The 26,137-nt window shown below is 45.1% G+C and carries 29 protein-coding genes; 11 read left to right on the top strand and 18 right to left on the bottom strand.

Going from position 1 to position 26,137, the window contains the following annotated elements; all coding sequences use genetic code 11:
• Positions 1-189: 189 nt before the first annotated feature.
• From ACWHAR_RS04650 to cdaS, 6 genes are all read right to left on the bottom strand, one after another.
• Positions 190-2,106 carry a vWA domain-containing protein gene (locus ACWHAR_RS04650; protein WP_032873411.1) on the bottom strand — a complete coding sequence of 639 codons (1,917 nt, stop codon included), beginning with the start codon at positions 2,104-2,106 and terminating at the stop codon, positions 190-192.
• A gap of 10 nt (positions 2,107-2,116) precedes the next feature.
• Positions 2,117-3,007, bottom strand: a complete 891-nt coding sequence (locus ACWHAR_RS04645) for an AAA family ATPase (protein WP_032873408.1) — start codon at positions 3,005-3,007, stop codon at positions 2,117-2,119.
• Positions 3,008-3,084: 77 nt separating this feature from the next.
• Complete coding sequence (locus ACWHAR_RS04640) at positions 3,085-3,675, bottom strand: superoxide dismutase family protein (protein WP_032873406.1); 591 nt, start codon at positions 3,673-3,675, stop codon at positions 3,085-3,087.
• Positions 3,676-3,758: 83 nt separating this feature from the next.
• Positions 3,759-4,994, bottom strand: a complete 1,236-nt coding sequence (locus tag ACWHAR_RS04635) for a C40 family peptidase (protein ID WP_032873404.1) — start codon at positions 4,992-4,994, stop codon at positions 3,759-3,761.
• Between the two features lie 318 nt (positions 4,995-5,312).
• Positions 5,313-6,497 carry a macrolide family glycosyltransferase gene (locus tag ACWHAR_RS04630; RefSeq protein ID WP_032873402.1) on the bottom strand — a complete coding sequence of 395 codons (1,185 nt, stop codon included), beginning with the start codon at positions 6,495-6,497 and terminating at the stop codon, positions 5,313-5,315.
• Positions 6,498-6,615: 118 nt separating this feature from the next.
• Positions 6,616-7,242: a sporulation-specific diadenylate cyclase CdaS gene (gene cdaS, locus ACWHAR_RS04625; protein ID WP_032873400.1), complete on the bottom strand. Its 627-nt coding sequence runs from the start codon at positions 7,240-7,242 to the stop codon at positions 6,616-6,618.
• A 277-nt stretch (positions 7,243-7,519) separates the two neighbouring features.
• Here cdaS and ACWHAR_RS04620 point away from each other — a divergent pair, with 277 nt between their 5' ends.
• Together ACWHAR_RS04620 and ACWHAR_RS04615 are read left to right on the top strand one after the other, a co-directional pair.
• On the top strand, positions 7,520-8,881 hold the full coding sequence (locus tag ACWHAR_RS04620) for an MATE family efflux transporter (RefSeq protein ID WP_032873397.1): 1,362 nt from the start codon (positions 7,520-7,522) through the stop codon (positions 8,879-8,881).
• 13 nt (positions 8,882-8,894) lie between these two features.
• Positions 8,895-9,743: an STAS domain-containing protein gene (locus tag ACWHAR_RS04615; RefSeq protein WP_032873395.1), complete on the top strand. Its 849-nt coding sequence runs from the start codon at positions 8,895-8,897 to the stop codon at positions 9,741-9,743.
• Positions 9,744-9,770: 27 nt separating this feature from the next.
• Here the strand turns inward: ACWHAR_RS04615 and bshB2 are convergent, their stop codons facing one another.
• The 4 genes from bshB2 to rarD form a co-directional block, all read right to left on the bottom strand.
• Positions 9,771-10,436 (bottom strand): bacillithiol biosynthesis deacetylase BshB2, encoded by a 666-nt coding sequence (gene bshB2, locus ACWHAR_RS04610; protein WP_007407961.1) that lies wholly within the window; start codon positions 10,434-10,436, stop codon positions 9,771-9,773.
• A 17-nt stretch (positions 10,437-10,453) separates the two neighbouring features.
• The gene (locus ACWHAR_RS04605; RefSeq protein WP_007611980.1) at positions 10,454-10,804 is read right to left on the bottom strand and encodes a YojF family protein; all 351 of its coding nucleotides are present in this window, start codon (positions 10,802-10,804) and stop codon (positions 10,454-10,456) included.
• A complete protein-coding gene (locus tag ACWHAR_RS04600) occupies positions 10,801-11,079 on the bottom strand; it encodes a hypothetical protein (protein WP_007611981.1) in 279 nt (92 codons plus the stop codon). Before ACWHAR_RS04600 ends, ACWHAR_RS04605 begins: the two co-directional genes overlap by 4 nt.
• A gap of 67 nt (positions 11,080-11,146) precedes the next feature.
• Positions 11,147-12,043, bottom strand: coding sequence for an EamA family transporter RarD (gene rarD, locus ACWHAR_RS04595; protein ID WP_032873393.1), 897 nt, complete (start codon positions 12,041-12,043; stop codon positions 11,147-11,149).
• 97 nt (positions 12,044-12,140) lie between these two features.
• Here rarD and ACWHAR_RS04590 point away from each other — a divergent pair, with 97 nt between their 5' ends.
• Entirely contained in the window at positions 12,141-12,605 is a 465-nt protein-coding gene (locus ACWHAR_RS04590; protein WP_012117757.1) for a hypothetical protein, read from the top strand.
• Between the two features lie 34 nt (positions 12,606-12,639).
• On the opposite strand, the gene ACWHAR_RS04585 is transcribed toward ACWHAR_RS04590, so the two are convergent.
• Entirely contained in the window at positions 12,640-12,879 is a 240-nt protein-coding gene (locus ACWHAR_RS04585; RefSeq protein WP_003153736.1) for a hypothetical protein, read from the bottom strand.
• A gap of 202 nt (positions 12,880-13,081) precedes the next feature.
• On the opposite strand from ACWHAR_RS04585, the gene ACWHAR_RS04580 reads away from it, so the two are divergent.
• Entirely contained in the window at positions 13,082-13,471 is a 390-nt protein-coding gene (locus ACWHAR_RS04580) for a tautomerase family protein (RefSeq protein WP_007611992.1), read from the top strand.
• A gap of 52 nt (positions 13,472-13,523) precedes the next feature.
• Positions 13,524-13,892: a hypothetical protein gene (locus ACWHAR_RS04575; protein ID WP_012117758.1), complete on the top strand. Its 369-nt coding sequence runs from the start codon at positions 13,524-13,526 to the stop codon at positions 13,890-13,892.
• A 39-nt stretch (positions 13,893-13,931) separates the two neighbouring features.
• Here the strand turns inward: ACWHAR_RS04575 and ACWHAR_RS04570 are convergent, their stop codons facing one another.
• Positions 13,932-14,273: a winged helix-turn-helix transcriptional regulator gene (locus tag ACWHAR_RS04570; RefSeq protein ID WP_012117759.1), complete on the bottom strand. Its 342-nt coding sequence runs from the start codon at positions 14,271-14,273 to the stop codon at positions 13,932-13,934.
• Between the two features lie 129 nt (positions 14,274-14,402).
• On the opposite strand from ACWHAR_RS04570, the gene ACWHAR_RS04565 reads away from it, so the two are divergent.
• Positions 14,403-15,011, top strand: a complete 609-nt coding sequence (locus tag ACWHAR_RS04565) for a nitroreductase family protein (protein ID WP_003153727.1) — start codon at positions 14,403-14,405, stop codon at positions 15,009-15,011.
• A gap of 43 nt (positions 15,012-15,054) precedes the next feature.
• Here the strand turns inward: ACWHAR_RS04565 and ACWHAR_RS04560 are convergent, their stop codons facing one another.
• A complete protein-coding gene (locus ACWHAR_RS04560; protein ID WP_032873391.1) occupies positions 15,055-15,657 on the bottom strand; it encodes an alpha/beta hydrolase in 603 nt (200 codons plus the stop codon).
• 2 nt (positions 15,658-15,659) lie between these two features.
• Entirely contained in the window at positions 15,660-16,583 is a 924-nt protein-coding gene (locus ACWHAR_RS04555; protein ID WP_032873388.1) for a ring-cleaving dioxygenase, read from the bottom strand.
• A gap of 185 nt (positions 16,584-16,768) precedes the next feature.
• On the opposite strand from ACWHAR_RS04555, the gene ACWHAR_RS04550 reads away from it, so the two are divergent.
• Positions 16,769-16,969, top strand: a complete 201-nt coding sequence (locus tag ACWHAR_RS04550) for a DUF3311 domain-containing protein (protein ID WP_003153716.1) — start codon at positions 16,769-16,771, stop codon at positions 16,967-16,969.
• Positions 16,969-18,459 carry a sodium:solute symporter family protein gene (locus tag ACWHAR_RS04545; protein ID WP_032873386.1) on the top strand — a complete coding sequence of 497 codons (1,491 nt, stop codon included), beginning with the start codon at positions 16,969-16,971 and terminating at the stop codon, positions 18,457-18,459. Before ACWHAR_RS04550 ends, ACWHAR_RS04545 begins: the two co-directional genes overlap by 1 nt.
• 43 nt (positions 18,460-18,502) lie before the next feature.
• Here the strand turns inward: ACWHAR_RS04545 and ACWHAR_RS04540 are convergent, their stop codons facing one another.
• Positions 18,503-19,972: a glycoside hydrolase family 30 protein gene (locus tag ACWHAR_RS04540; RefSeq protein WP_032873382.1), complete on the bottom strand. Its 1,470-nt coding sequence runs from the start codon at positions 19,970-19,972 to the stop codon at positions 18,503-18,505.
• 147 nt (positions 19,973-20,119) lie between these two features.
• Positions 20,120-21,562: a 6-phospho-beta-glucosidase BglA gene (gene bglA / locus ACWHAR_RS04535; RefSeq protein WP_032873380.1), complete on the bottom strand. Its 1,443-nt coding sequence runs from the start codon at positions 21,560-21,562 to the stop codon at positions 20,120-20,122.
• Positions 21,563-21,811: 249 nt separating this feature from the next.
• On the opposite strand from bglA, the gene ACWHAR_RS04530 reads away from it, so the two are divergent.
• Positions 21,812-22,537, top strand: coding sequence for a GntR family transcriptional regulator (locus ACWHAR_RS04530; RefSeq protein WP_032873378.1), 726 nt, complete (start codon positions 21,812-21,814; stop codon positions 22,535-22,537).
• A gap of 60 nt (positions 22,538-22,597) precedes the next feature.
• On the opposite strand, the gene ctpA is transcribed toward ACWHAR_RS04530, so the two are convergent.
• Complete coding sequence (ctpA, locus tag ACWHAR_RS04525; RefSeq protein ID WP_007612009.1) at positions 22,598-24,001, bottom strand: carboxy-terminal processing protease CtpA; 1,404 nt, start codon at positions 23,999-24,001, stop codon at positions 22,598-22,600.
• 146 nt (positions 24,002-24,147) lie between these two features.
• Here ctpA and ACWHAR_RS04520 point away from each other — a divergent pair, with 146 nt between their 5' ends.
• Together ACWHAR_RS04520 and ACWHAR_RS04515 are read left to right on the top strand one after the other, a co-directional pair.
• A complete protein-coding gene (locus ACWHAR_RS04520) occupies positions 24,148-24,849 on the top strand; it encodes a class I SAM-dependent methyltransferase (RefSeq protein WP_032873377.1) in 702 nt (233 codons plus the stop codon).
• Positions 24,850-24,941: 92 nt separating this feature from the next.
• Positions 24,942-25,193, top strand: a complete 252-nt coding sequence (locus tag ACWHAR_RS04515) for a hypothetical protein (RefSeq protein WP_007612011.1) — start codon at positions 24,942-24,944, stop codon at positions 25,191-25,193.
• 43 nt (positions 25,194-25,236) lie between these two features.
• Here ACWHAR_RS04515 and ACWHAR_RS04510 read toward each other — a convergent pair whose 3' ends face one another.
• Positions 25,237-26,055: a M15 family metallopeptidase gene (locus tag ACWHAR_RS04510; protein WP_007407945.1), complete on the bottom strand. Its 819-nt coding sequence runs from the start codon at positions 26,053-26,055 to the stop codon at positions 25,237-25,239.
• Positions 26,056-26,137: the final 82 nt, after the last annotated feature.

Raw genomic sequence — 26,137 nt, 5'->3', positions numbered from 1 at the left:
TTCACTATCTTGAAATAACTTTTGAACGCTGTGCCCAAAATTATGTAATAAAAACGCTTCCAAGGATATTTTACCACTGATTGCGTTTGGATTCTACCTTGATTGTTCACAAAATAGTAAAAAAAACAGATCAATACCGAAAAAATTAAATCATTTTAAAATAAAAAGCGAAAAAGCATAGGAAAAAGCCTATCCTATGCTTTTATGAAGCAGTTTTTTCAAGAGCGGATACAGCACATCGGGCAGCTGATCGACATCCGGAACAAAAATACTGTACTTTCCGTACATATCCTGAATGGTTTTCATCTGTGATTCTTCTATCGCAGTATTGGACAGAAAAACATTTATGACTTCTATCCCTTTTTTTCTCGCTTCGATGACAGCCTCGCTCGTATCGACGATGCCGTTTTGTTCGTATCCGAATGCTGCCGGCTCTCCGTCTGAAAACACGATTAAAAATTTTTGCGCCTCACTCCGCCGCATCAGCTGTTTCGTCATTTGTCTGATGGCGTATCCGTCTCTGTTATCTTCTTCAGGCGCAAGCTGCATGATCAGCGGACCCGCCGCCTGCAGCAGCGACTCTTCAAACGGAATGACGGTATTGAAGAAATTCGGCTGACTCGTTTCAGTCGCTTCGTTCGTATCCTCCCAAAACCCGACGATCTGGTGCGGTACGGACACTGATTTCAAGGCTTCATGAAAAAGAACGATCCCTCTTTTTGTTTCATCCATTTTGTCGAACATGCTGGCCGAACAATCGACAAGCAATGTAAAAACGGCGTCAATGTCTGAAGACGGGTCCTGCTTTTTATAGAAAAGGCGCGGGTTCCGCTCCGTAAAATAACGGATCAGTTTGCGATTCAGCCGGCCTGCGTGAAGGTCGGTCCGCGGGAGCGTTTTTTTGTGCTCAAGTGTTTTTTGTATCATCTGCTTCAGGCGTTTTTGATATGATTCTATCGTTTTTGCCTGTTCTTTATAAGACTGCTCCTCTTCAGGAGACGCTTTATGAGGCGTTTGATAAACCGGGAAGGCAAATTTGTTTTCTTTTCCGTCAGCCAGCCCCGCGCCCTCATGTTGATCCTGAATGGATTCAAGCGCTTCCAGTTTGGAGTAATCCTCTCTTTTCGTCTGACGTGCGGAACCTTGAACGGAGCCGAGCGCCTGGTCACCGTCATCGCCTTCTCTGGCCGCGTCTTTCCCAAGATCTGATTTCGCGCCGTGCTCAATATCAAATTGAAGGAAACTTTTTGCCGGCGCTTCGGTTTCCCGGTGCCACGTATTCATTTTCTCTTCAAGGATTTCTTCATCTCCGTCGGAAGACTCAGGGAGCGTGAGATCGTCACTTAACGAAGGCGCTTTTTTTACGCTTTCGAATAAAGGCTCTTCAGCCGCTTTTTCGTAATCAAGTTCCGGCAGAAAAAAGTACGTGTTCAGCATATCTTTCTCAAGCACTTCATCAAGGCCTTCCATGAGGTCTTCCGTTATTCTTGCAATCTGTTCCGTAGAATCCGCTTCATACACCCGGATGAGCTGACGTTCAATATACGGTATCATCATATCAATATGTTCATGCATGGAAGGAATGCCTTCAAGCGGAGACTCAGCCGTCAGCTTGACAAACATCCCGCAATACAAAGCGTCGGTGAAAATGCTCCGTTCTAAATTCAATGTCAGCTGCGTCGTGAAATATTTCCTGTACATCTCCCTCCGCTTCTGAAAAACACGTTTCGTTCCCGGCCGTTCTTTTTTGATCAGCTCTTCAATTCTGATATCCTCAAGCAGCATAAACAGCTGCTTGGCAAAGCTTTGGCGGGTAAAGTGCCGGTGAACGTCATTTAAAAACCCCGCAAATTCCCGAAATGAGCTGCTGCGTGTTCCGACAGCGCGCAAATAGACATCGCTTTTCAGGCCGGCTTCCATATCCCCGGCTGATCGGTCTTTCCAAAAGTGGCTCATGTAAATTTTCTTTTCAAAGGGATTGTAGTAAGACTGCACGCCGTATTCCACTTCAACTTCACTGCTTCTGGTCAGTGTTTTGGCCAGGTCAGTCAGCATCATGAACAAAAACGAATCAATCGTGCTGTCATTAAATTTGATAAACTTCATTGTATGTCCCTCATTCGAACAGCGTTTCTGCAATATTTCTGACAGCGGCTTTTTCCCTGTCGTCGTCAAGTTTTTCCACGATGCCTCTTTCAATCGCCCGTTTCGGCGGGATGTACGCAGCCAAGTCGCACGTGTCAATGAGAGCCCTGATGGACGCCGCTTCTTCTGACACTTGTCCGTTATGCGCTTGTGCGATTAAATCAGAAGACAGCGTCATAAAACGCTCAATTAATTTCTCATCTTTTAAGACAGACTGAGAGGTCAGCACCTGTTTCAGGAGGCTTCCTTTAATATACGGAACATCAATGATGACAAAACGGTTTTTAAGGGCTTCGTTCAGCGGAACGGTGCCGACGTAGCCTTCATTAATCGCGGCGATAACACCGAATCCTTCGCTTGCCTTAATCACTTCTCCTGTAAAGGGATTTGTCATCATTTTTCTGTAATCAAGCACGCCGTTTAGAATCGGAAGGGTTTCAGGCTTTGCCATATTGATTTCGTCAATGTATAAAAAATGTCCCTCGTTCATTGCGGTTGTTACAGGTCCGGGAACGAATTCAATTGTCGCCTGTCCCTGTTCATTTTCAATCGTTTTATAGCCGACAAGCGCTTCTGCATCGAGGTCTACGGAGCAGTTGACGCTGTGCATCGGTTTATGAAAATAGTTCGAAAGCGTTTCCGCCAATTTTGTTTTCCCTGAACCCGTCGGTCCTTTTAATAAGATATTTTTTCCCATTGTCAAAGCAATGACGGCATCGAATACAATCGCTTTATCTTCGGCCTCATAGCCTGATGATCCGATTAAATCCCGGAATTCTTGGGAAATGGGATGATTTTGATAAGCCTGCAGTTTGTTTTGTATATCTTCCGGAAGTGATAGGTGCTGTAATTCTGAAGTCATAGGTGATGTTTCCTTTCCATTTGTATTCCATAACCGAGTATACTAAAAAAGCCCTTGTATACTCAATACAAAAGGGCTCATTCCCTGCGGGCGCTTTTTGTCAGGGGAGCGCAGGCGATTCTGGCTCCGGAATTTCCGCTCGGGTTTGTTAAATAATCGTCCGTATGTTCATGAATGACGAACGCACTTCCGTCCCGGTCGAGCAGGCTGAGTCTGCTCCCTTCTTTTAATGAAGTTTGCGGCGCGTTCATAATGACATCCACTTTACCGTCAGCCCCCACTTCAAGATTGGGGAGATCCCCGGCGTGATGACCCATCGGATTGTTGAAGCCGTGCTCTTTGTTCAAAGGGTTGAACGGTCCCCCGGCTGATTCAAAATCAGGTGCCTGACAAGTCCCTTTTTCATAAATATGAAATCCGAGAGAAGCGCCGGGCGGCAGATGCCCCGCTGATATATGAATGTCTGACCCTTCATCATCAGATTCCCTCACTTCGATATATCCGATCGTTTTTCCGTTTTGATTGATGAGTCCGCCATGCTCACGGTATGCAGATGCTTCCAATGCGCGGCTTTCCCCATGTTTTTTGGGCGGAACAGGAGCGGGTCTCCCCCCGCAGCCGCAAAGCGTAATTGATGCGAGCATGAGAAAAAGCAAGAGACGATTCATGCTTCCTCCCCCTTATTTTTTTACCCATCAGTCTTGTCAAAACGTGAAAATGGTAAACAAAAAAAAGCCCCGAAAGGCTTTTTTTAAAAATAACTGCGCGCTCCTAAATACGCTTTTTTCCAATATGGATTGCTTAAGTTTGAAATTTCAACCCCGGAGGAGCTTGCGTGAATAAAATCTCCTCCGCCTAAATACATTCCCATATGAGAAGGACCCGCTTTATATGTCGTAAAGAAGACAAAGTCGCCTGCTGACGGCTGGCTGATATGTTTCATCGTATTCCAATATCCGGCCGTGCTCAGACGGGAAACAGAGCTTACCTTATTTAAAAGGTAATAGATGTAACCGCTGCAATCGAAGCCCGCAGGCGTATTGCCTCCCCAGCGGTAAGGAACGCCGACATGTTTTTTCGCCTCGCCTATCATTCTGTCAATCTTTGACCCTGTCACCGGAGGTTCGGGAGTATTCGGCTTGTTTGGCTTTGCCGGTTTGTTATCCGGCTGCCGCGCAGGATCTTCTGTTTTTCCCGTTCCGTTAATCACCAGAACTTGTCCGATTTGAAGCACATCAGTTGTCAATTTATTTTTTTCTCTGATGAGCTGAGCGGTGATGCCGAACCGATTAGCAATTTTCCAGAGGGAGTCGCCTGCTTTTACTTTGTAAGTGGATGGCTTCTCAGAAGGGTTTGAATGAGATGGCGGTGTTTTGCCGCTGTTTCCGTTATGTGAAGAACCTTTAATCTTTAACACTTGATTCGGATACAGCATGTCTGATGTTAATTGATTCAGCTTTTTCAGTTCGGCGATGGTGATCCCGGTTTGATTGGCGATTTTCCACAGCGAGTCACCCGGCTTCACAGTGTAAGTCCCTGATGCGCCTTTATCAGGCTTTGTCTGTCTGCCGCCTCCGTCCGTGCCGCCGGCAGACCCTTTAATTTTCAGTTTCTGGCCCGGATAGATGACATCTGAACTCAAACGGTTCAGGCTTCTCAGCTCAGAAACGCTCATTTTGTATTTTTTTGCGATCACCCATAATGAGTCTCCGTATGTAACTGTGTAAGCACCCGTGCTTCGTTTTCCCTTTTGTCCGGTTTTGCCGCTGCCGTCAGGAATGTGCAGCCGCTGTCCTGGGTGGAGTATCGTTGATTTCAGTTTATTTTCCGCCTGCAGGGCCGAAATACTTGTATGATATTGCCGGGAAAGTTTCCAAAGAGAGTCGCCGCTTTTTACTTGAATGGTTTTTGCTTCAGCGGGATGCACGGCGAAGGTTGAAGTCATTACTGCAGATACAGCCAGTCCGGCTGCGATTTTTTTCTTCATATAACGAAAAACCTCCTATTTATCATTACTGAAAGGGACGTTCCTTTTCTTTGGACGCCGCCTGTTATGCAGGATTCATTCAGAAGTCGACATTAATTCCGATTCATTTGGCCTTAGATCATCACCAATGCCACACATTTTACATAAATTGAGAACATTTCACAAAAGACTTTGGAATCATTTTCATAACATGGCTTTTTTCCGCGACATTCCACCTTTCTTGTCTGTTTTTCATACAATTCTCTTTACGGCGTGAAAAATCCTCCCGAAAAACAATCAAAAAAAGCCCGCTTCCTTTAGGAAGCGGGTGACGGCTGATTACAGAACCCGGGTCTCGGCTGTTTTCACGTCTTCTGCTATCAATTCCGCTGCACGCTGTGCTCCGCCGGCCGCTTTCAGGGATTCTCCGATTTCAGAAGCTTTTGTCTGATATTCAGGATTTTCGCTCAATTCTTTTATTGCTTCAGTGAGCAGTTCCGCTGTTACATCTTCTTTTTTAAACATCTTGCCCGCGCCCGTGTTTTCCACTTGGCTTCCGACGGCGAACTGATCTGCGCCCATCGGAATGACGATCATCGGGGTTTTGTAGTAAAGCCCTTCGCTCGTACTGTTCATTCCGCCGTGAGTGATAAATAAGTCCGCTCTCTTCAGGATCTCAAGCTGCGGAACATAAGGCTTGACAATGACATTCTCAGGAATTTCATCAAGCTCCGCCGGATCAAGATGTTTGCCGATTGACATGACGGCTTTTCCGTTAAAGTTTCTGACCGCTTTTAAGCATTTATTAAACAATTCCTTCTGATTGTTAAAAATCGTGCCCATGGAAATAAACAGGACGTTTTCTCCTTCAAGCTGTTCAAACGGGAAATCTTGAGCCGTCGCCCTTTCGGTAATGGACGGGCCGACAAAAAGATAAGAATCGCCAAACTCTTCTTCTTTCGGCTGAAACGCTCTTGAAGTAAATACGATGGTTTTTCTGCCGTCATTTGAGAAAATATCATACGGCGTTTTAATGTCTGCGCTGAATTCTTCATTGAGCCGGCTGACCGCTTCAGTATAAGCCGGATAATGAGATGATTCCTCTGATACAAGGTTTGTATTTGAAAACACTTCTTTAATAAATGCTTCATTCATTGCAAATGTCGTACAAAGTGAATATGCCGGCAGTTTCAGCTGGTTTCTCACGAGCCTTCCTGCCAGAAAATGATGATCATACAGGATGTAGTCGTAGGATTCATCCTTTACTTCCTCAAGAATACGGAGTGCGGCTTTTTTGGAAGTCTCAATCATTAATAGTAAAAACTCGGTAGCGTCCCGCTGTTCATCTTTTCGGAAATCTTCATATTCACGGAATTCCGCTCCGCTTGACGCGATTTTGTTCTCATATTCCTTCACGCCGTAATATACGACATGTTCCCCTTTTGCCTTCAGTTCTTTTACGACGCCTAAAGACGGATTGATATGGCCTTCTCCCGGAAAGCCGATCATCAATACATTTGCCATCTTTCCACTCCCTATTCTTTTAAATTTTATGTATATTTAAACGATAACACCAATACAGAAAAAGGTAAAGATGTTCACCTTATTAATATTAAATGGGTACAATATTCCCATTTTCTTATTATTTCGCATGAAGCGCCTGCGGAGAAACAAGCGGATACAGTCCGCCGTCTTTAGCAAAGGACATTTTTCCCGTTTCTTCTGAAACAACGAGCACGAGTGCATCAGTCACGGCCGAAAGTCCCATCGCGGCCCTGTGGCGCGTCCCGTATTTGAGATCGACATGTTTTGTTGTGAGCGGTAGCACATTGGCTGCTGATACAACCCGATTTTCTCTGACCAATACGGCTCCGTCGTGAAGCGGATTGCCGGGATAAAAAATACTCTCAATTAAAGCCGCACTGATCTCGGCATGCAGGCTGGTCCCTTTTTGTATTATTCCGTCCAGCGGATCTGCACGTTCGATCACAATCAGCGCTCCGTGCTTTTCTTCAGCCAGATGCTGCACGGCCCTCGCCAGCTCTGTATAGGAAGGCGTAAAATGTTCGATATATGTCTGCAGGTAAAACGACGAAGCGACAGCCTGCATTTCCTGAAACGTATGTCCCAGTTCATCTAATTCGCAAAGAAGGCATTGGTCTTTTTCATCCAATGTCCGCAGTATCATTCCGGCATCCTCCGTAATTTGTTTCAAATACGTTTGAACGGCAGCGGTAAACGCGCTTTCCGTCATTTGAGTGTGGCGCATGTCACATCAGCTCCTTTCCCTTATTTTCTGCATCGCGCGCATGGATATGCGCCGCTGTGTGCACCATAATCATGAAAGGAGGCGTACATCATATGGAATTCGCACGGCTGATGCAATATATCTGCACCTTTTTAGGGGTCATTTCACTTTCATTCATTTATGCCAAGATGTTTAAAAAGCCGAAACCGGATAAAAAAGAGTAGGCCGGCTTTCATTGCTTTTTATACATAAAATGTTATAATTTCTCTCGTTAAAATAAAGAAACGGGGAACCTAACTTGAGAGAAACGAACACGATCGGCCAAAAGGTCAAACAGCTGTTACATATCTTCATTCCGATTTTAATCACACAGGCGGGCCTTTCCCTGATCACCTTTTTGGATACGGTGATGTCAGGGAAAGTGAGCGCTGCCGATTTAGCCGGGGTTGCAATCGGTTCAAGCCTGTGGACGCCGGTTTATACGGGCCTTGCAGGAATATTAATGGCCGTTACGCCCGTTGTTTCGCAGCTGTTTGGAGCCGGCAGACAAAAGGAAGTGCCGTTTTCCGTCATCCAGGCCGTTTATGTAGCGGCCGTTCTCAGTGCGGCGGTTATCCTGATCGGCTTTTTCACCGTTGATATGATCTTGGGACATTTGGGGCTGGAACCTCGTGTCCGGACGATCGCCAAACACTTTTTAGGCTTTTTATCCCTCGGTATTTTTCCTTTGTTTGTGTACACCGTTTTGCGCTCGTTTATTGATGCACTCGGCAAAACGCGAGTCACAATGCTTATTACGCTTTGCTCATTGCCTATTAATTTTGTTTTAAATTATGTATTTATTTTCGGGAAATTCAACATGCCGGCATTGGGCGGAGTCGGTGCGGGGCTCGCTTCCGCCCTGACTTACTGGTGTATTTGCGCCATCAGCTTTTTTATCGTCTGCAGATTTGAGCCGTTTGCCGGGTACTCTATATTTCGGAAACTGTACCGTTTTTCTCCGTCTGAATGCAGAAAGCTTTTGAAAATCGGTTTGCCTATCGGTTTTGCGGTATTTTTTGAAACGAGCATTTTTGCGGCTGTCACACTGCTTATGAGCCATTTTCAGACGGTGACGATTGCAGCCCACCAAGCGGCAATGAATTTTGCTTCCCTCTTGTATATGCTGCCGCTCAGCGTATCCATGGCCATGACCATTTTGGTCGGCTTTGAAGCAGGCGCAAATCGCTACAGGGATGCCCGCTCATACAGCTATATCGGGATCGTGATGGCGCTTAGTTTTTCTTTATGCACGGCGGCTTTCATTTTACTTTTCAGGCCGCAAATCGCCGGAATGTATACATCAGATCCGGCGGTGCTCATGTTGACGCAGCACTTTTTAATCTATGCGCTGTTTTTCCAGCTTTCTGATGCCGTAGCAGCTCCGATACAAGGCGCTCTGAGAGGATATAAGGATGTCAACTATACACTCGGCGCGGCTTTTGTGTCGTATTGGATTATCGGGCTTCCGGTCGGTTACGCAGTCGGCACTTATACGGGCCTCGGGGCATACGGCTACTGGATCGGGTTAATTGCGGGACTTGCCGCAGGAGCTGTCGGTTTATTCTTCAGACTGATGAAACTGCAAAAGCATTATGTGAAAAAAATGATGATTTCATAAAGGAGGAGCAGCAATGCCAAAACATAAACTGCTGTACGATTATTTAACTGAACGGGCGGAGGACATCAGTCAGACATGGTTTGATACCCTTCATGATACGGATCCTGATTCTGTTTATGCTTCTACTGACCCGGCTGTACTCACGAATCTGAAAAAACAAAATCTGGCGTTTAATTATCAGCTCAATCGGATTTTTTCTGAAGAGAAGGAAGTATATGCAGCGGCATTGGAAAAGTGGGCGTTTGAAGCCGCACGGGATGAAGAACATTTAAAAACGCCCATCCATTATATTATTCGCGAGTTTATCAGAGTTCGTGATTTGTATGTCGGCCATGTCAAGCAGTTTACCAGACTTCATTCAGACACCTTGACAGAAGAAGATGCCGAAGATATATTCCATACGCTGATTAAATCGTTTGATGTGGTGATTCATATTTTCATAGAGGAAATGTATAAAAACACAAACATTCAGCTTGAAGCGCAAAAAGAATTGATCACCGAGCTGAGCTCGCCGGTAATTGTGCTTTTTGACAATGTCGGACTGCTGCCGTTGATCGGGGATATTGACACGGCAAGAGCCAAAATAATTTTGGAGAATACGCTGCACCAGTGTTCAGAGAAGCGCATCACGCAGCTGTACATTGATTTATCGGGCGTAGCCATGATTGATACGATGGTTGCCCAACAGCTTTTCACCTTAATTGAATCACTCGGAATGCTCGGCGTGAAAGCGACATTATCCGGAATCCGTCCTGAAATCGCCCAAACCGCGGTGCAGCTCGGACTGAGTTTTTCAAATTTATCAATACGGTCTTCGCTTGCGGAAGCGATCGCTTCCGATCTGACACAAAAAAAGGGATAAGGCATTTCAGCCTTATCCTTTTTTTTATCAGTCTTTCCACGGATATGTCCAATACACTTCTTCTTCAAACCATGTCTGAAGAACCGGCTCGTTATTTTTTATTTTTTCTTCCAGCTCTCTCAGCATGCCTTCCGTTTGGGTGCGGTGCGCTTTTAATGCATTCATTTTAATATCGGCAACCTCTTTAATATCAAGAATAACATCAGGCTTGCCGACGGCTTCCTCCCTGTTGCGGGTGATTGCCATGCAAAGCGTGCGCGGGCGGTCCTCTTTTTTCTTTCTGTAAAGCGCTCTGATAACCGCTTCGCCGCATGCATCATGATCCGGATGGACGCCGTGCTCCGGATAGAATGTAACAATCAGACTCGGTTTTACATCGTCGATAATCTCTTCCATCATATCCGCGAGCCACTCGTCATCTTCAAATTCAAGTGTTTTATCACGAAGCCCGAGCATTCTCAGGTCAGTAACGTCCATTGCTTTGCATGCGTCGATCAGCTCTTGTTTTCTTAACAGCGGCAGTGTTTCACGGTTCGCGAAAAAAGGATCTCCCATGTTCCGGCCCATTTCGCCAAGCGTTGCGCATGCATACGTAACGGGAATATCTTTTTGTCTGTGTAAAGCAATCAGCCCTGCCACTCCGTATGATTCATCATCAGGGTGAGGCAGGATGACGAGTACATGTTCTTTCATGATTTTCACCCTTTTCTTTAAACTGTAAACGGCTTTTCGCTGATTTGAAGCGAAATCGCCAATTTTCCGCCCGGCAGATGCCCTGCCATTAACAAGCGGTCTTCGTCATCTACTGTATACTCAGTTAAACCTTCTGCGTAAATCCAGCCCTCTTCTGTTTTCAAACCGACGCGGTACGGGCCGTTTCCTTTGATTTTCGCCTGATGGTACGTCACTTTTGCATTGCGTATATAGGCTACAACCGTCATGTTTTTCTCATTCAGATGCGCTGAATAAGAACCGGTCGTTGTTTCCAAATGGATATATACAGGACGATCGGCATATCGCTCTAAAGAAGTTTGCACATCTTCTTTTATGATCGCTTTCATAGCTGCTCCCCTCTTTCTTCTTTTAAAAATTGCAAACGCTTCGTATGTAGTTCAACCAATTCATATTTCTCAATCGGCCGCAGCCGGGAATCTACAATTCGCTGCACCGCCAGAGCAAACTTTTCCTCGGGTGTCTTCCGGAGCCTCGGATGTGTTCTTTGATCAAGCAGTTCAAGATCAATTGCCTTCTCCGCTTCTTCAAGGGTTGAAGCCGGGAGAGTGCGGTTATTCCACAGTGCCTGATAGGCTTTTGCTATGTCTTTATCAGTGCCCATTGTACAGCTCCTTTACATACTCGTAATGATTATACATAATTTAAGCTATCGCTGGAAAGCGAAAGGCTTAGCGGCTTTTTATCGGCCGCTTCCATTTGATCTGTGAAAAGGTAAACAAAAGCAATGCTGCCCATATACAAATGAAGGTGAACGCTTTTTGCCCGGAAAACGGTTCATGATACACAAATACGCCGAGCATAAGGGTAATGGTCGGCGCTATATATTGCAAAATGCCGACTTGATACAGCGGCAGACGCTTTGCCCCCTCTGCAAACAGCAACAGCGGCAAGGCCGTAAATACGCCTGCGAAAAATAGGAGCGCCCATGTTCCTGCCCCCAAGGACCCGGAAGCGCTCCCGTCAGCTGTATATCCTAAATAAATAAGTGCAGCCGGGGTAATCAAAAGCGTCTCCAGCGTCAGTCCGATCGTGCTGGACATGCGGGTTCTTTTTTTGCATAAACCGTACAGGCCGAAGCTGAATGCAAGCAGCAATGCGATATAAGGAACCGCGCCATATTGAAACGCAGATATGATCACGGCCGCCCCGGCAATAGAAACGGCTGCTGTTTGCACCTTGTTAAGCTTTTCTTTTAAGAATAGGATGCCCAAAAGAACGGAAACGAGCGGATTAATGTAATACCCGAGACTTGCTTCAAGCAAAAAGCCGTGATTGACGGCCCATATGTACACAAACCAATTAACGGAAATTAAAACGGAAGCGAAAAAAAGCGCCAGCAGGCCCCCTTCCGATTTCAAAAGACGCAGTTCACGCCATCCGGTTTTCCACTTCTTAAGCACAGTTAAAAGCACACACATGAAAACAAATGACCATAAAATCCGGTGAGCTAAAATGTCCAATGCGGGTATTTGTTCAAGAAGTTTCCAATAGACCGGAAACAGCCCCCACATGGCGAAAGAACAAGCGGTATAAATGATTCCTTTTCTTGCGTTATTCCCTTGCACGGCCTTCCCCTACCTTTCTGTAAACAGATTATATTATATCACGGGAAGCTTCCGGCGGGCATATACTATGTTGTCCGTTAAGAAAGGGTGAGATGCCGTGTTTGATTGGAACAAATATTTTCCCTTCCAAAATCAGTTCTCTAAAGAAACGTTTAAAAATGCTGATCCGAAAGATGTCGAGACATATGTCAACCGAGTAATGGAAAGCGTATTCGGCGCCGGTTATGCCGGACAGTTCCCTTTTCGCGATCCCATGTCCAAAAATGCCGAGCCGGTCGAAGCGGAACCGCCCAAGCCGGAAATTGACCTTTTTGAAACATCCGATCATGTTTTTGCGAAAATTCCTGCCGAACAAGAAGAACTCGACCGTATCAGGATTAAGCATACGTCACACAGCCTCGTTGTAGAGAACAGCAGTCTGGGAGAAGGAAAAAAAGAAATCGTCCTTCCGAGCCTCGTCAAACGAAAAGGAACAAAAGCAGTCTATAAAGACGGGATGATTGAAGTTATGTTTTCAAAACAGGAAGACTACAATCTATCGGAAGTGGAGATTTTAAGATAAAAAAACGGCCCGCGCGATGCAGGCCGTTTTTTCTTTAATAAAATGGCGGATAACCGCCGGCTCCCGGCCCGAAACCGCCGTATGGGACGCCTCCGTATCCGTAACCGGCGAACCCGTATGGATAGCGGGGTCTTGTAAAACCTGTGGCAATCACGCCTCCGAGAAGACCGCCTAAAAATCCGCCGAATAAAGGAGCGCCGAACAAAAAAGGACTTCTCGCCGGAAATCCGGCAGGACCGAAATTCCCGCGATACAATGCATGACGAGGGTACATGTTTTTCCTCCTTTATGTCTGCCTATTCTTAAGCGTATTCATAAAATGAGGAAATTGATTGGGCGATTGTAACAACATGTGCCTCTCTCTGATATTGCATTAACGCATAAACATTTTGGTTATAATTTGATTATATTTTGATTAACTGTTATACTTTTTTACAAGTTGCGACATGATATAAAACCATCAGGGGGAATAAAATATGCCATTACTTCGTTTTGACGTTATTGAAGGCCGGGATGACGCAGCATTAAAAAAATTACTGGATACCGCCCATTACGCCATGGTTAAAGCTTTTGACGTCCCTGTAACGGACCGTTATCAGATCGTTCACCAGCATCGGCCTCATGAGCTTATCATTGAAGATACCGGGCTCGGTTTCAAAAGAAGCAAAGATCTTGTCATCATCAGCATTGTCAGCAAAGCGCGCACCGAACATCAAAAAGAAACGTTATATCAACTGATGGCTGATCAGCTTGAAACAGAATGCGGCATATCACCCGAGGACGTCATGATTTCCATTACGGAAAACGGGAACGCCGATTGGAGCTTCGGGCTTGGTGAGGCTCAGTTTTTAACCGGGAAACTGTAAAAGGCCTCCCCGCTTGTTCTGAATGATTGCAAACTGAGTAAAAGAGGGATGTATGTTGGTTAGTGAGTTGTATCCTTGTTTGATATGCGGATTTAAAGGATTAGAGACAAGTCCCGTTTATAACGGCGAATATCAAAAAACATTTGATATTTGCCCCTGCTGCGGGTTTGAATTCGGCTACAGCGAGGACCATGACGTAAGCTTAGGGTTTATTGTAACGCCTGATCATTTAATTGAAGCAGCATTTCAGTTATACCGGAAACAGTGGATTGAGGGAGGAATGAAACTATTTTCTCCAAATGATGTTCCGGCGGAATGTAAAAATGATCATTTCCTTACATTCGATGCTTTATTAAAGCAATTAAAAGGCTTGAACCTCAATCTGAACAATTTTGATATTAATGGTTTTTATGACGAGTAAACCTTATCATTAAGAAAAGGCTGCCTTGGGCAGCCTTTGTTATTCATCACATGTGTCGTTGGCAGACCCCCCGGGCTCGCAAAAACTGTCTGCCCATTTTTGCATTTCCTGAAAAACGGCTTGCAGGGCCAAGCCTTTATCAGTCAGTTTATAAATGACTTTGACAGGTGTTTCAGGCAGCACCTGACGCTCGACGATTTCATTTTGTTCCAGCTCTTTGAGCCGCTCCGCGAGCATTTTTTGGCTGATTGTCGGTATCGTTTCGGTCATATCTTTAAATCGTTTCGGCCCGTCCATCAGTACATGGATAATGAGGCCGTTCCAGCGCTTTCCCAAAAGGGAAAAAGCAGATTCCATTTTAGGACACATTGTATATCCCACGTGAGTTCATCCCTTCATCTATGAATTGACAAGTTTTTTGTGATCCATTAAAATTAGTTTCCGAGTTACATTTAGTAAGCTTCTAACTTTTCTATTATGATAACACGTTTATCCGAAGGAGGAAACATGATGACATCCGTATTAGACGTTTTAAAAGAACGCGCATCTGTTAAAGAATACGATAAAGACGCGGTCATTACAAAAGAGGAGTTAACAGAACTCCTTGAAATCACAACGCAAGCGCCTTCCGCCTGGAACCTTCAGCATTGGCATTTTCAAGTCTTTCACAGTGATGAAGCAAAAGCTGCCCTGCTTCCGGTTGCTTTTAATCAAAAACAGATTATTGATTCATCAGCAGTTATTGCCGTATTAGGCGACTTAAAAGCAAATGAAAATGGTGAAGACGTTTATGCTGAACTGGCTGAGCAAGGCAATATCACAGAAGAGATTAAACAAACGCTTTTAGGCCAGATTAACGGTGCATACCAAAATGATCAGTTTGCCCGTGATTCAGCATTTTTAAACGCTTCTTTAGCAGCGATGCAGCTGATGCTTGCCGCTAAAGCAAAAGGCTACGACACTTGCGCGATCGGCGGATTCAATAAAGAGCAATTCGTTAAGGAATTCGACGTGAGCGAGCGTTTCGTGCCCGTCATGCTGATTTCAATCGGTAAAGCCGTTAAGCCGGCACATAAAAGCAACCGGCTGCCTGTATCTAAAGTGTCAACTTGGCTGTAAGATGAAAGAAACCCTTAGTCCGCTTAAGCAGACTAAGGGTTTTTTATAGGAATCGCTCACTGTACCAGGTTCGTGCCTGCTCTGCTTCCTGCTGTGTGAGCTGATGACCGCCCTCCTGCCATTCAAGAGCGACGGATGCATGAGCATCTGTCAGATACTGATAAAGCTCCTCCGATTCTTCTTTTGTACATAGGGGATCGCGTTTTCCCGCACCGATAAACACAGGCAGACCTTCCATATCAGGCAGCTTCACTCCGCGTATCGGCACCATCGGATGATGCAGAACCGCTCCTTTCAGTACATCTTTATAATGAAACAAAAGACTTGCTGCAATATTGGCGCCGTTTGAATAGCCGGCAGCAATCACGTTTTCTCTGCTGAATCCGTACATTTGCGCCGCTTCCTCAATAAAATTCTTTAATTCTTCCGTCCGTTCAATTAAATCTTTCTCGTCAAATACGCCTTCTTTCAGCCGCTTAAAAAAACGGGGCATGCCGTTTTCCGACACTGATCCTCTGACCCCAAGCAGACTTGCGTTCGGATCGATAAAACGTCCGAGCGACAGAAGATCATGTTCATTTCCTCCCGTTCCGTGCAAAAGCAGCAGAACATTTTCTGACGTTCCCTGTTCAAACACATGTTTCATCATCATTCTCCTTTCTCCATTTTGGGCAGAACAGCTGTAATCTGGCTGCGATGCTCTTCCAGCCATTCCGGAAGCTTCAGCTCTGTTCCGAGATTTTCAAAGGATTCATCCGTCATAAAGCCCGGTTCATCGGTTGCCATTTCAAATAAAATGCCGCCGCTTTCCCTGAAATAGATTGATGTAAAGTAAGACCTGTCAAGAATGTCAGATGAAGCAAGATGAGAATCAGCAAGAATATCCTTCCACTCCGCCTGCTCTTTTTCGCTAGTGCGGAAAGCGACATGATGAACTGTCCCGTAACCGCCGATACCTGTTTCTTTCGGCGCAAGGTCAACATCTATAATATGTCCGATCCGCGCCTCCGATTGCAGCCTGACAATCTGATGTTCTTCTCCTGTCTTTGAATAACCAAAGCGTTCTATGAGAAATTGAATGGTTGCTTCAGGACGGTACGAGTACAGAAGAACACCTCTCATGCCTGTGATCGCTTCTTTTTCGGTAATGCCCGGAGGCGTCCATTCACTCTGTCCGCTTCTTTCATCTTCCATTATGGCAAGCGGCAGGTCTTCTGTATCATTAAAGAGAAGCACTTGTTCAGACAGCATGATCTGTTCTTTTACAGACAAGCCGTTTTCTTCAAGCCGGCGCTTCCAAAACGCGAGTGCTCCTTTCGGCACAGAGAAATAAATTCTTCCGGCCTGCCCTTTTCCCACGGTTCCCGGGCGGCTTCCCTGAAAAGGAAAAAATGTAATAATCGTGCCCGGCTCTCCGTTTTGGTTGCCGAAATAAAAGTGATAAGTGGCCGGGTCGTCAAAATTAACGGTTTTTTTAACGAGCCGCAAACCCAGCACTTCAGTATAAAACCGTAGATTTTCAGCAGGATCTTTTGCAAATGCGGTAACATGGTGCAATCCTTGTGTATCCAACGTATTCACTCCTAAATATCTTGATTTCGAGATATTAACTATTCTAATTTAATATGAATGAAGATGCAACTAAAGTGTTTCAGTTAAAAAAGTAATAGAATTCTTTTTTTTCTGAAAAATATCTTGTGATCTTATCTGACACCTGCTATGATAAGGAGCATTATCAAGTTTCAGGAGGAAAGTAAATGGTCAGAAAAGCACTAATTTTCGTTCTCATCTTAATCCCTTTCAGCCAGCTGGCCCTGCTGTCAGTCGCTAATCGGGTTCATCCCATCATTATCGGGCTGCCTTTTTTTCATTTCTGGCTGCTTTTATGGATCGCAGTCACTCCATTATGTTCGTTTCTTATTTATAGGCTGCAGAAGAAACAAGGAGGACTGGACTGATGCCCGCAAATATAACAGCATTGATCATTACAGCCATCATCGTTTTAACCGTTGTCTGCATCGGCTTTATAGCCGGGAGAGACAAATCATCACGCACTTCTGTTGAGGAATGGTCTGTCGGCGGCAGACGGTTCGGGGGGCTCCTCGTCTGGTTTTTAGTCGGCGCGGATCTTTATACGGCTTATACGTTTTTAGGCTTAACAAGCACAGCCTACACAGGGGGAAGCGTTGCTTTTTTTGCAATCCCGTATTCTGTTTTGGCGTATTTTATCGCTTATTTCTTTCTGCCGAAGCTGTGGAAAGTGGCAAAAATACACAAATTAACGACGCTTGCCGATTATGCCCGTGAGCGTTTTGACAGTAAACTTTTGGCCAGTCTTGTCGCCATTGTCGGCGTTCTTATGCTCATTCCTTATATTTGTCTCCAGCTGAGCGGAATTCAAGATACGCTTCAGGTGGCCGGAACGGGTGTCATTAATGTCAATATGGTCGTCATCATCTCTTTTATTCTTGTAGCGCTGTATACTTTTTTCAGCGGAATTAAAGGGCCGACCTTTACGGCGATTATTAAAGACATTCTGGTGTGGGTGATTATGCTGTTTATGGTCGTCTCACTCCCGCTGATCCATTTTCACGGCTGGACGCCGATGATTCACACTCTGGCTGAAAAAGCGCCGCAAATGCTGACGATCCCGGATTCGGGGCCGAAAGGAATTCCTTGGTTTATCACAGCTTCGATCGTATCTGCGCTGGCGCTCTTTATGTGGGCGCATGCGGCAACCGGCGTATTTACGGCAAAAAGCGCAGATGCCGTCCGCAAAAACAGCATGTTTCTGCCGCTTTATAATATTGTTTTGATTCTTGTTATTTTTCTCGGCTTTATCGCGTTTCTTGTCCTGCCGGAAGATACCAATCCGCGGCTCGCTTTATTGAAGCTGATTCAAACGTCTTACGGCGGAGTCGCGCAGGGCTTTGCTTACTCCACGATTGCCCTTGCGTCATTGATTCCCTGCTCTATCATGGCCATCGGAGCATCAAACTTATTTGCGAATAACTTATATCGGGATTTGATTCACCCGAATGTGTCACCAAGCAAGCTGACGATGATCACCCGTTCAATGGTATTTGTCGTCATCGGGCTCGCGCTTTTATTCGGCATGCTGTTCCCGACTGCGCTCGTTACCCTTCAGCTTCTCGGTGTTTCCGGCATGGTTCAGATCTTTCCGGCTATCGCCGTCAGTCTGTTTTGGAAGAATCAAACGAAAGAAGCGACAATTATCGGTCTTCTCGTCGGTCTTATCGTGACATTCACGGTAAATATCACCCAATCCGCCCACGGTATATATGAAGGCTTTTGGGGTTTGACCGCTAACATGGCAGCCGTTATTATCCTTAACCCGTTTTTTGTAAAAAAAGCGGCTTCAAACGCCGTCAAAGACGGTTTATTCAATCAAGCGCCTTCTGATCAACTGAACCAAAAAGGCGCTTAACAGAAAGAAGCCGGCACGTAAATGTGCCGGTTTTTTACTTTTTTCACTTCCATTTGTAGGTAGCCACAGTTTTAGCCGGGATGACAGCTTCAAACTGCCGATTTTCTGAAACGACATGGAATTTTTGATCGGCGGATGTCTGGTTGATTACGACTGTCACAATGGATTGATCAGGATTAAGGAACGATACATTCGAGACTGTGTTTTTGGAGCCATAATTACTTTCTATCCGCTTTGCTCCCCGGTCGATAAATTTTGAAAAGTTGCCTGTCATATGAAAGATCGGGATATTCCAATAGCGGTCAGGGTTTTTAGCATCCTGAATAAACAGCGTCGGGTCTGGGGTGCCTATCCAATGATGCGTCTTGATTTGACTGTCGAGCATCGTCACCCACGCATTGTAGCTCGACGCGCCGTTGCGGAAATACTGCGCGATCCGGTCCGCCCCTGCCGTCCCCCAGACAGACCGCTCCGTTAAGTGAATAGATTGATCAGGATATCTCTTTCCGATTTCCGACATGACGGAAAGGTCACCGTCATAATCGTGAAAAGCGATGCCGTCTGCCGCCCGGTTTCCTTTTTTATCATCTAAAATCGGCGGAATATAGTTCCACGCCCCGCTCGCATTGTGATCATAAATCCAAATTTTCGTGTCAATTACGTGTTTTTTCATTTCTTTTTTTAAGGCCAGTGCCAGTTTGCGCTGCTGAGACGGCGGCATAAACATGCTCGGATAGTCGATTTCCAGCAAAGGTTCATTTTGAAGGGTCATGGCATAAATCGGAATTCCCTGCTTTTCGTACGCCTCAATAAATTTGCGGAAGTAAACGGCCAGTTCGCCGATATATTTATCTTTCAGCTTTCCCCGCTTGAGGTTTTCATTCGTTTTCATCCAAGCCGGCGGGCTCCACGGCGAGGCGATGATTTTCAGTTCCGGATTTATCGCCAGCGCTTCCTTGATGGTTGCTGTAATGTGTAAATCAATATCCTTTTGAATCGAGAAATGACGGAGCTTAGGATCTGTTTGGCCTTCAGGCATATCGTCATACGTATAAAATTCCTGTGCCGTAAAATCAGATGTCCCGATCGTTATGCGCATAACGTCCATTCCGATACCATCTTTGGGATCAACCAGTTTTTTCAGCACTTCTTTTCTTTTTGCGGGTGTCATTTTTGATAAGTTATGGATTGTGGATTCTTCCAGGGACGATCCTACGCCTAACACACTTTGATAGCGGCGCGACGAATCAATATACACAGCGGCGGAGTCAGAAGCCTTCTTTTTTGTCAATGTAAGCGGTGTTTGTTCGTCTAAGGCGTATTTCACTTCCAGCGGCCCGTCATACCACGTACGGGAAGCCGGATCTTTTTCAGAACTGAACCACACCCTTACTTTGTTTTTGTCTGAAGCCCTCTGATCAGCCGCATACACTTCGGTTTCCATGCTGCTTGATATGAAAAAGAAAAACATAAGAAAAACCAGCGTCATGTGCAGACCTTTTTTAAAAAACATGAACCACCATCCCTTTCCTTATTTTTATAAGCGATTCTAAATGAAAAGCCGGACAGTCACCTCCTTCCCGCTTAAATGAATGCGCTTTCAAAATTACTGATAAAAAGCAGGCTTCACACGACGGTGAAGCCTTCCCTTTTTACACCTTTAGGATACATATGAACCGTTTGTTTCAATCACTTTTTTATACCATTCAAATGAGTCTTTCTTAAGCCGCCTCATTGAACCGTTGCCTTCATTATCCCGATCAACATAAATCATACCGTAGCGTTTTTTCATTTCTCCGGTTGTAAATGACACGATATCAATAATTCCCCATGGTGTATAGCCCATTACATCCACACCATCATATGTGATTGCTTTTTTCAAAGCTTTTATATGTGACGATAAATATTCAATTCTTGCTGTGTCATGAATTGAACCATCCTCTTCTAATGTGTCGATGGCGCCGAATCCGTTTTCCACGATAAATAATGGAATCTGATAGCGGTCGTATAAGCGGTTTAATGTGTACCGTAAACCGGTCGGGTCAATCGCCCAGCCCCAATCACTCGCTGTAATATAAGGATTGTCCACGCCGTTTGGCAATCCTCCGTTTACGACATCCCCGGTATTATCGTTTGATACATCACTTTTTACGGTTGTAGACATGTAATAGCTGAATCCGAGGTAGTCCACTCGGCCGTTTTTCAAAATCTCTTCATCACCGTCTTCAAAGTGTATCTGATAGCCTTCTCTTTCAAATTCTTTTAACGCATAGCTTGGATAATATCCGCGAACCTGCACGTCCGGGAAGAAAAAACGCTGTCTCATCGTTTCTTCAGCCAGCATCACATCATCGGGATGAGATGAGTACGGGTAAATCGGAACATGTGATACCATGGCGCCGATCCTGAACTCGGGATTGATTTTCCTTCCCTTCGAAACAGCCAATGCGCTTGCCAGCAGTTCGTGATGGCCGGCCTGATACATGACTTCTTTTGCGTTTTCGTTTTCTTTGACGGCGACGCCTGAGTTCGTCCATAAAAAGATCGGATTATTCACATCCATCTTATTATTGATTTCGTTAAACGTCATCCAATACTTCACCTTATGTTTATAGCGTTCAAAACACACTTCAGCGAATTTCACAAAAAATCCGACTGTTTTTCTGTTTCTGAAACCGCCGTATTCCCTCGCCAAATGCAGCGGCATCTCAAAATGTGACAGCGTGATTACCGGTTCAATCCCATGTTTCAGCAATTCATCAAACACCCGGTCGTAAAAAGCCAATCCTTCCTCATTGGGCTCGGCTTCATCACCTTTAGGAAAAATTCTGCTCCAGCCGATGGACGTTCTTAAACATTTCAGGCCCAGCTCGCTGAATAACGCGATGTCTTCTTTATAACGATGATAAAAATCGATCGCTTCATGATTCGGATAAAATTCCCGCTCTTCAATTGTATCTGTTATTTTCCGGGGCACACCATGCGCCCCTGCCGTCATGACGTCCACTACACTCGGCCCCTTGCCGCCTTTATTCCATCCCCCTTCAAATTGGTGGGCGGCGAGAGCGCCTCCCCATAAAAAATCTTTTGGCAATGTCCCCATCGTTTATATCCTCCTTTATTTGACTGCCGCTTGCATGCCGAATAAATGCACTGCAGCCACTTCAAGCATCCGCTTCGCAAGTGTAGAAGAAATCCTGCCTTCACTTTCATATTATACGTTTATATTATAATTGTACCGGTATAATTTATCAATACATAAACAATTATAGTTAATTTACGAAATGGCTTTTAAAAACGATTATGCTATAATTCTGAAAGAAGCGGGACAATAAATGAATGAGGAATGTATATGTTAAAATACCAGCAAATCGCGATAGATATTGAAAAATACATAGAAGAACATCAGCTGCAGCAAGGGGATAAACTGCCTGTGCTGCAAACCTTAATGACCCGGTTTAACGTGAGCAAAAGCACGATCACCAAGTCCTTAGATTTATTAGAAAAAAAGGGGATTGTGTTTCAAGTGAGGGGAAGCGGCATTTTTGTCAGACGGAATAAAAGAAAAGGGTATATCAGTCTGCTTTCTAATCAGGGATTTAAAGAATCACTTGAAGATTTTAATGTCACTTCTAAATTATTAGCGCTGGAAGTGAGAAAACCCACGTCTGAGGCTGCCCAAAATCTGAATATGCCGCCTGACGGCGACGTGTATTATGTCAAGCGAATCCGATATATTGACGGGCTGACATTGTGTATCGAAGAGTCATTTTACAACAAATCGATTATTACGTATTTGAATAAAGAGATCGTGGCAGAATCAATATTTGATTATATTCGAGAAGGTCTCGGGTTAAAGCGCGGTTTTTCAGATTTATATCTGTACGCGGGGATGTTAAATGAAGAAGAAGCGGAGTACTTAGGTCTGTTTACAGGAGCGCCTAAGCTTTGCGTTGAAACGATTTTTCATTTAACCAACGGCCAGCCGTTTGACTACTCAAAAGTCACCTATCACTATGAGCAATCACAGTTTTTCATTCAGGCGAACAGCCACCTTTTTGAACAGGAAACGACATAAGACGGGCTTTTCGCAAACAGAAAACACCCAATGCGCGAGCGACGCATCGGGTGTTTTTTACTATTTCATATTCTTATTTAATGTTTCAACGGCTTTTTTCATTTGTGTATCGTTGTCCGCAAGCTGTTTTTGCAGATCCGTCATCAATTTTGCCGTTGTGTCTCCCGTTACAATGCCTGTTTGTTTCAGTTTCTCTTTTGCTTGGAATTGTTTAACGGCTTGTTCAAATGCTTTATCATACGTGCCGTTTACTTTCACGCTGTACCCCAGCGCTTTCAGCATTTTTTGCGCATTGGTGACGGTGGTTCCGGAATCCCCGTATTTGTATGTTTTTTTCGCATCTAAATACGGCAGGTTCGCATATTCAGGAAGCTTAACCTGATATTGCGGTTTGATGCCTTTTTTATGAATCCACTCTCCGTCCGCTGTCAGCCATTTAGCGATTGTCAGTTTAACGGTAGAACCGTCGCTGTAATCTTTTGCCGTCTGCACGGTTCCTTTTCCGAACGTTTTTTCGCCGATCAGCGGAATGCCCGATGATTCATGCAGCGCAGCCGACATGATTTCCGCGGCGCTCGCGGTGCCGTCATTGACGAGGACGACTGTCGGTTTTGTCACTTTGCGCTCTTTCGTCGCTTTCATGACCTCTTTCGTGCCGTCTTTGTATTCGACCTGCATGATATTTTTCCCTTTATCAATAAACATGTTGCTCATTTTGATGGCTTCATCCATCAGTCCGCCCGGGTTGCCCCTTAAATCGAGAATGTATCCTTTCGCTCCTTGTTTTTCGAGGCTGTCAATGGCTGAATTCAGCTCTTTTGCCGTCGATTCGGAGAAGGATGTGATTTGGATTTCGCCGATGTCTCCTTTTTTCATTTCAGAGTACACCGTTTCAACCGGGATGGTGTCACGTTTGATCGATAGGTTCAGATCGCCGACACCCGCTCTGTGCAGCACAAGCTTGACGTTTGTTCCCTTTTTGCCGCGGATTAATGCGACGGCTTCGTTTACATTAAGGCCTTTAACGCTTTTGCCGTTGACCTTCAAGATCTGGTCATTCGGTTTAACCCCCGCTTTTTCTGCGGGTGACCCTTTAATCGGCGATACGATCAGGATGCTTCCGTCCTTTTCTTCCACTTGTGCGCCGATGCCTTCAAACGAAGCGGAAATTGTTTCTTCAAAAGACTTTCCTTCCTGCGGGTCCATATAAGAAGAATATGGATCATCCAGGGAACTGATCATGCCTTTTATCGCTCCGTCTACTAATTTGCTGTCATCTGTTTTTTGATAGTAATCACTTTTAATCTGCTCGTAGGCTTTATTGAATTTCTCAAATTTGCTGTTCGTCAAAGCAGCCGAGCCTTGTCCGAAAATGGTCGTATTGCCCGTGATAAACAGCGTAAGCGCCGAGGCTGCGACCGCAGTGATCAATATAATAAAAAACAGTTTAAATTGCCGCTTCAAGAAAACACCACCTTTTTATTCTTACATTATTATCATAGACGAACGCTCATTCGTCAACTTCAAACGTGAGGCGCCCTTCTTTCCCGTTTACCCAAACCTATGCTTTTCTCTCAACATATGCTGAGGAAAAAAGGAGGATTCGGCCTTTGAGCAAATATTTAGAAATGCTGTCCTTATTCGGAGTCGGAGGGGCTCACCCCGGCGGGCTCGCTTTTTCCAAAGCCGTTCTCACAAAAGCGGCTCCTCCTCCTGGCGAACCGATTCTTGACGCCGGCTGCGGAACGGGACAGACGGCCGCTTATCTCGGCCACCTGCTGTACCCCGTCACCTGTGTTGATAAGGATCCCCTTATGCTTGAAAAAGCAGCAAAACGATTTGCCGCTGAAGGCTTAACCATTCCGGGCTATTTGGCGGAACTTGAGCGGCTTCCGTTTGCTGAAAATCAATTTTCCGCCGTTCTTTCCGAATCAGTTCTCACCTTTTCAAATCTTGATTCATCGCTGTCTGAAATCCTGCGGGTCCTTAAACCCGGGGGTATGCTGATCGGCATTGAAGCTGCTTTACAAAAGCCCATGCCGGAAAACGCCATCACGCAGATAAAAGACTTCTACGGTTTTACCGTATTGCAGGATGAAACGGCATGGAAACAGAGATTGCTTCAGCAAGGCTTTCAGAAAGCGGATTTCATTCCCGCTCTCTATGAAAACAATGCGCAGGAGCCGACTACAGAAATGGATTTATCGCCCGTTATTCAGCCGGTTCACTACGATACGCTGACGGCTCATTACGAGCTTATGCAGACGTACCGTGAATATATGGGACACTGCGCTTTTGTCGCTTACAAGTAAAACGGCGATTGTCCTCCTGTTTTCGTCCAACCTTTTTACCGCACTCTATCATAAGCTGACATAGAAAGATAGGTTGGATAGGAGGAGAAAAGATGCAAAACTATTATCATCTTTGCCGGCAGCACCAGGGAAAAGTAGCAAGAATTACAGAACGAAACGGCAGAGTCCACGTCGGAAGAATCGTACGGGTGACTAACAGCAAAGTGTATATCGCCCCTGTCGGCGGCCGTCACAGAGGATACGGGTTCGGCTATTGGGGAGGCTGGGGAGGCTGGGGAGCAGCCTACGGTATCGGCCTTGGTTTGATTACCGGATTTGCGCTTGGAGGTTTACTCTTCTGGTAATAAAGAAAGCCCGCTTTCTATTTTTCAAGCGGGCTTCTTCTTATTACACTTTCTTTACTTCATTAAAATATTCTTCAAGCGTTAATTGATGGTCATGGATGGCTTTTGCCGCTTTTTTGCCTACATAGCGTAAATGCCATGGTTCATACTCATACTTTGTGACATTTTCTTTGCCTTTAGGATAGCGGATGATAAAGCCGTATTCATACGCATGGTCTTTCACCCATTTGCCGTCTGCCGTGTTTCCGAACGCTTCATTCAGCTCATATCCGTTGCTTTTGCTGGAAATGTCCATGGCCAGCCCCGTCTGGTGTTCGCTTTGCCCTGGATATGCGACGGCTTCTTTCGCCTTTTTTTCACCTTTCAGACTGACTTCATTATCGAAAATAACTTTCTGTCTGTCATAAGAGCGGTATCCTGAAACGGCAACCAGGTCATAACCTTCTTTTTTCCCGGCGCTGAATAGTTCCGCCAAAGCATCGGCGGCAGGTTTGCGGATATATCGTTTCTCGATTTTCTCAGTAAAAGAAAATTCGACTTTCGGGATCACGAGATCATTCGGTTTATAATCTCCCGGCAGCGTGTATGTCTTATTCACGAGCGCAAGTGTATTTGTCGGGTTTTGAATGGTCTCAAGCCCGTTCACTTCTTTAATATCATTAAAATATTTGCTCTCCAATACAAAATCGCTGTTTTCTGCCTTCGTTGTTTTTTTGCTTGATGTGTCATCTGATTGTTTTGTTTCAGCTGCTGTTTTTGTGTCCTTGTGGCTGTCGCCGCCTGAAATGCTGCAGCCGGTTCCCACGATTGCGGTTACGCTGAGAGCGGCAGCGAGCGAAAACCATTTAGTGGATTTCTTCATTTTACACTTACCTTTCTTTTTTTGAATCAGGGCGATGCATAAAGAAGAGGGCTGCTTTAATCAGCATAACCCTCATCTCAAG

The sequence above is a fragment of the Bacillus sp. LR--39 genome, assembly GCF_053613335.1.
The sequence above is the reverse complement of the archived record's forward strand: the minus strand, read 5'-3'. Positions and strand labels throughout refer to the sequence as shown.

Excerpts from the sequence above, each read along its gene's own strand:
- ACWHAR_RS04650 (WP_032873411.1), bottom strand. The coding sequence starts at position 2,106 with ATGAAGTTTATCAAATTTAATGACAGCACGATTGATTCGTTTTTGTTC.
- ACWHAR_RS04645 (WP_032873408.1), bottom strand. The coding sequence starts at position 3,007 with ATGACTTCAGAATTACAGCACCTATCACTTCCGGAAGATATACAAAAC.
- ACWHAR_RS04640 (WP_032873406.1), bottom strand. The coding sequence starts at position 3,675 with ATGAATCGTCTCTTGCTTTTTCTCATGCTCGCATCAATTACGCTTTGC.
- ACWHAR_RS04635 (WP_032873404.1), bottom strand. The coding sequence starts at position 4,994 with ATGAAGAAAAAAATCGCAGCCGGACTGGCTGTATCTGCAGTAATGACT.
- ACWHAR_RS04630 (WP_032873402.1), bottom strand. The coding sequence starts at position 6,497 with ATGGCAAATGTATTGATGATCGGCTTTCCGGGAGAAGGCCATATCAAT.
- cdaS (WP_032873400.1), bottom strand. The coding sequence starts at position 7,242 with ATGCGCCACACTCAAATGACGGAAAGCGCGTTTACCGCTGCCGTTCAA.
- ACWHAR_RS04615 (WP_032873395.1), top strand. The coding sequence starts at position 8,895 with ATGCCAAAACATAAACTGCTGTACGATTATTTAACTGAACGGGCGGAG.
- bshB2 (WP_007407961.1), bottom strand. The coding sequence starts at position 10,436 with ATGAAAGAACATGTACTCGTCATCCTGCCTCACCCTGATGATGAATCA.
- ACWHAR_RS04605 (WP_007611980.1), bottom strand. The coding sequence starts at position 10,804 with ATGAAAGCGATCATAAAAGAAGATGTGCAAACTTCTTTAGAGCGATAT.
- ACWHAR_RS04600 (WP_007611981.1), bottom strand. The coding sequence starts at position 11,079 with ATGGGCACTGATAAAGACATAGCAAAAGCCTATCAGGCACTGTGGAAT.
- ACWHAR_RS04585 (WP_003153736.1), bottom strand. The coding sequence starts at position 12,879 with ATGTACCCTCGTCATGCATTGTATCGCGGGAATTTCGGTCCTGCCGGA.
- ACWHAR_RS04580 (WP_007611992.1), top strand. The coding sequence starts at position 13,082 with ATGCCATTACTTCGTTTTGACGTTATTGAAGGCCGGGATGACGCAGCA.
- ACWHAR_RS04575 (WP_012117758.1), top strand. The coding sequence starts at position 13,524 with ATGTTGGTTAGTGAGTTGTATCCTTGTTTGATATGCGGATTTAAAGGA.
- ACWHAR_RS04565 (WP_003153727.1), top strand. The coding sequence starts at position 14,403 with ATGACATCCGTATTAGACGTTTTAAAAGAACGCGCATCTGTTAAAGAA.
- ACWHAR_RS04560 (WP_032873391.1), bottom strand. The coding sequence starts at position 15,657 with ATGAAACATGTGTTTGAACAGGGAACGTCAGAAAATGTTCTGCTGCTT.
- ACWHAR_RS04550 (WP_003153716.1), top strand. The coding sequence starts at position 16,769 with ATGGTCAGAAAAGCACTAATTTTCGTTCTCATCTTAATCCCTTTCAGC.
- ACWHAR_RS04545 (WP_032873386.1), top strand. The coding sequence starts at position 16,969 with ATGCCCGCAAATATAACAGCATTGATCATTACAGCCATCATCGTTTTA.
- ACWHAR_RS04540 (WP_032873382.1), bottom strand. The coding sequence starts at position 19,972 with ATGTTTTTTAAAAAAGGTCTGCACATGACGCTGGTTTTTCTTATGTTT.
- bglA (WP_032873380.1), bottom strand. The coding sequence starts at position 21,562 with ATGGGGACATTGCCAAAAGATTTTTTATGGGGAGGCGCTCTCGCCGCC.
- ACWHAR_RS04530 (WP_032873378.1), top strand. The coding sequence starts at position 21,812 with ATGTTAAAATACCAGCAAATCGCGATAGATATTGAAAAATACATAGAA.
- ACWHAR_RS04515 (WP_007612011.1), top strand. The coding sequence starts at position 24,942 with ATGCAAAACTATTATCATCTTTGCCGGCAGCACCAGGGAAAAGTAGCA.
- ACWHAR_RS04510 (WP_007407945.1), bottom strand. The coding sequence starts at position 26,055 with ATGAAGAAATCCACTAAATGGTTTTCGCTCGCTGCCGCTCTCAGCGTA.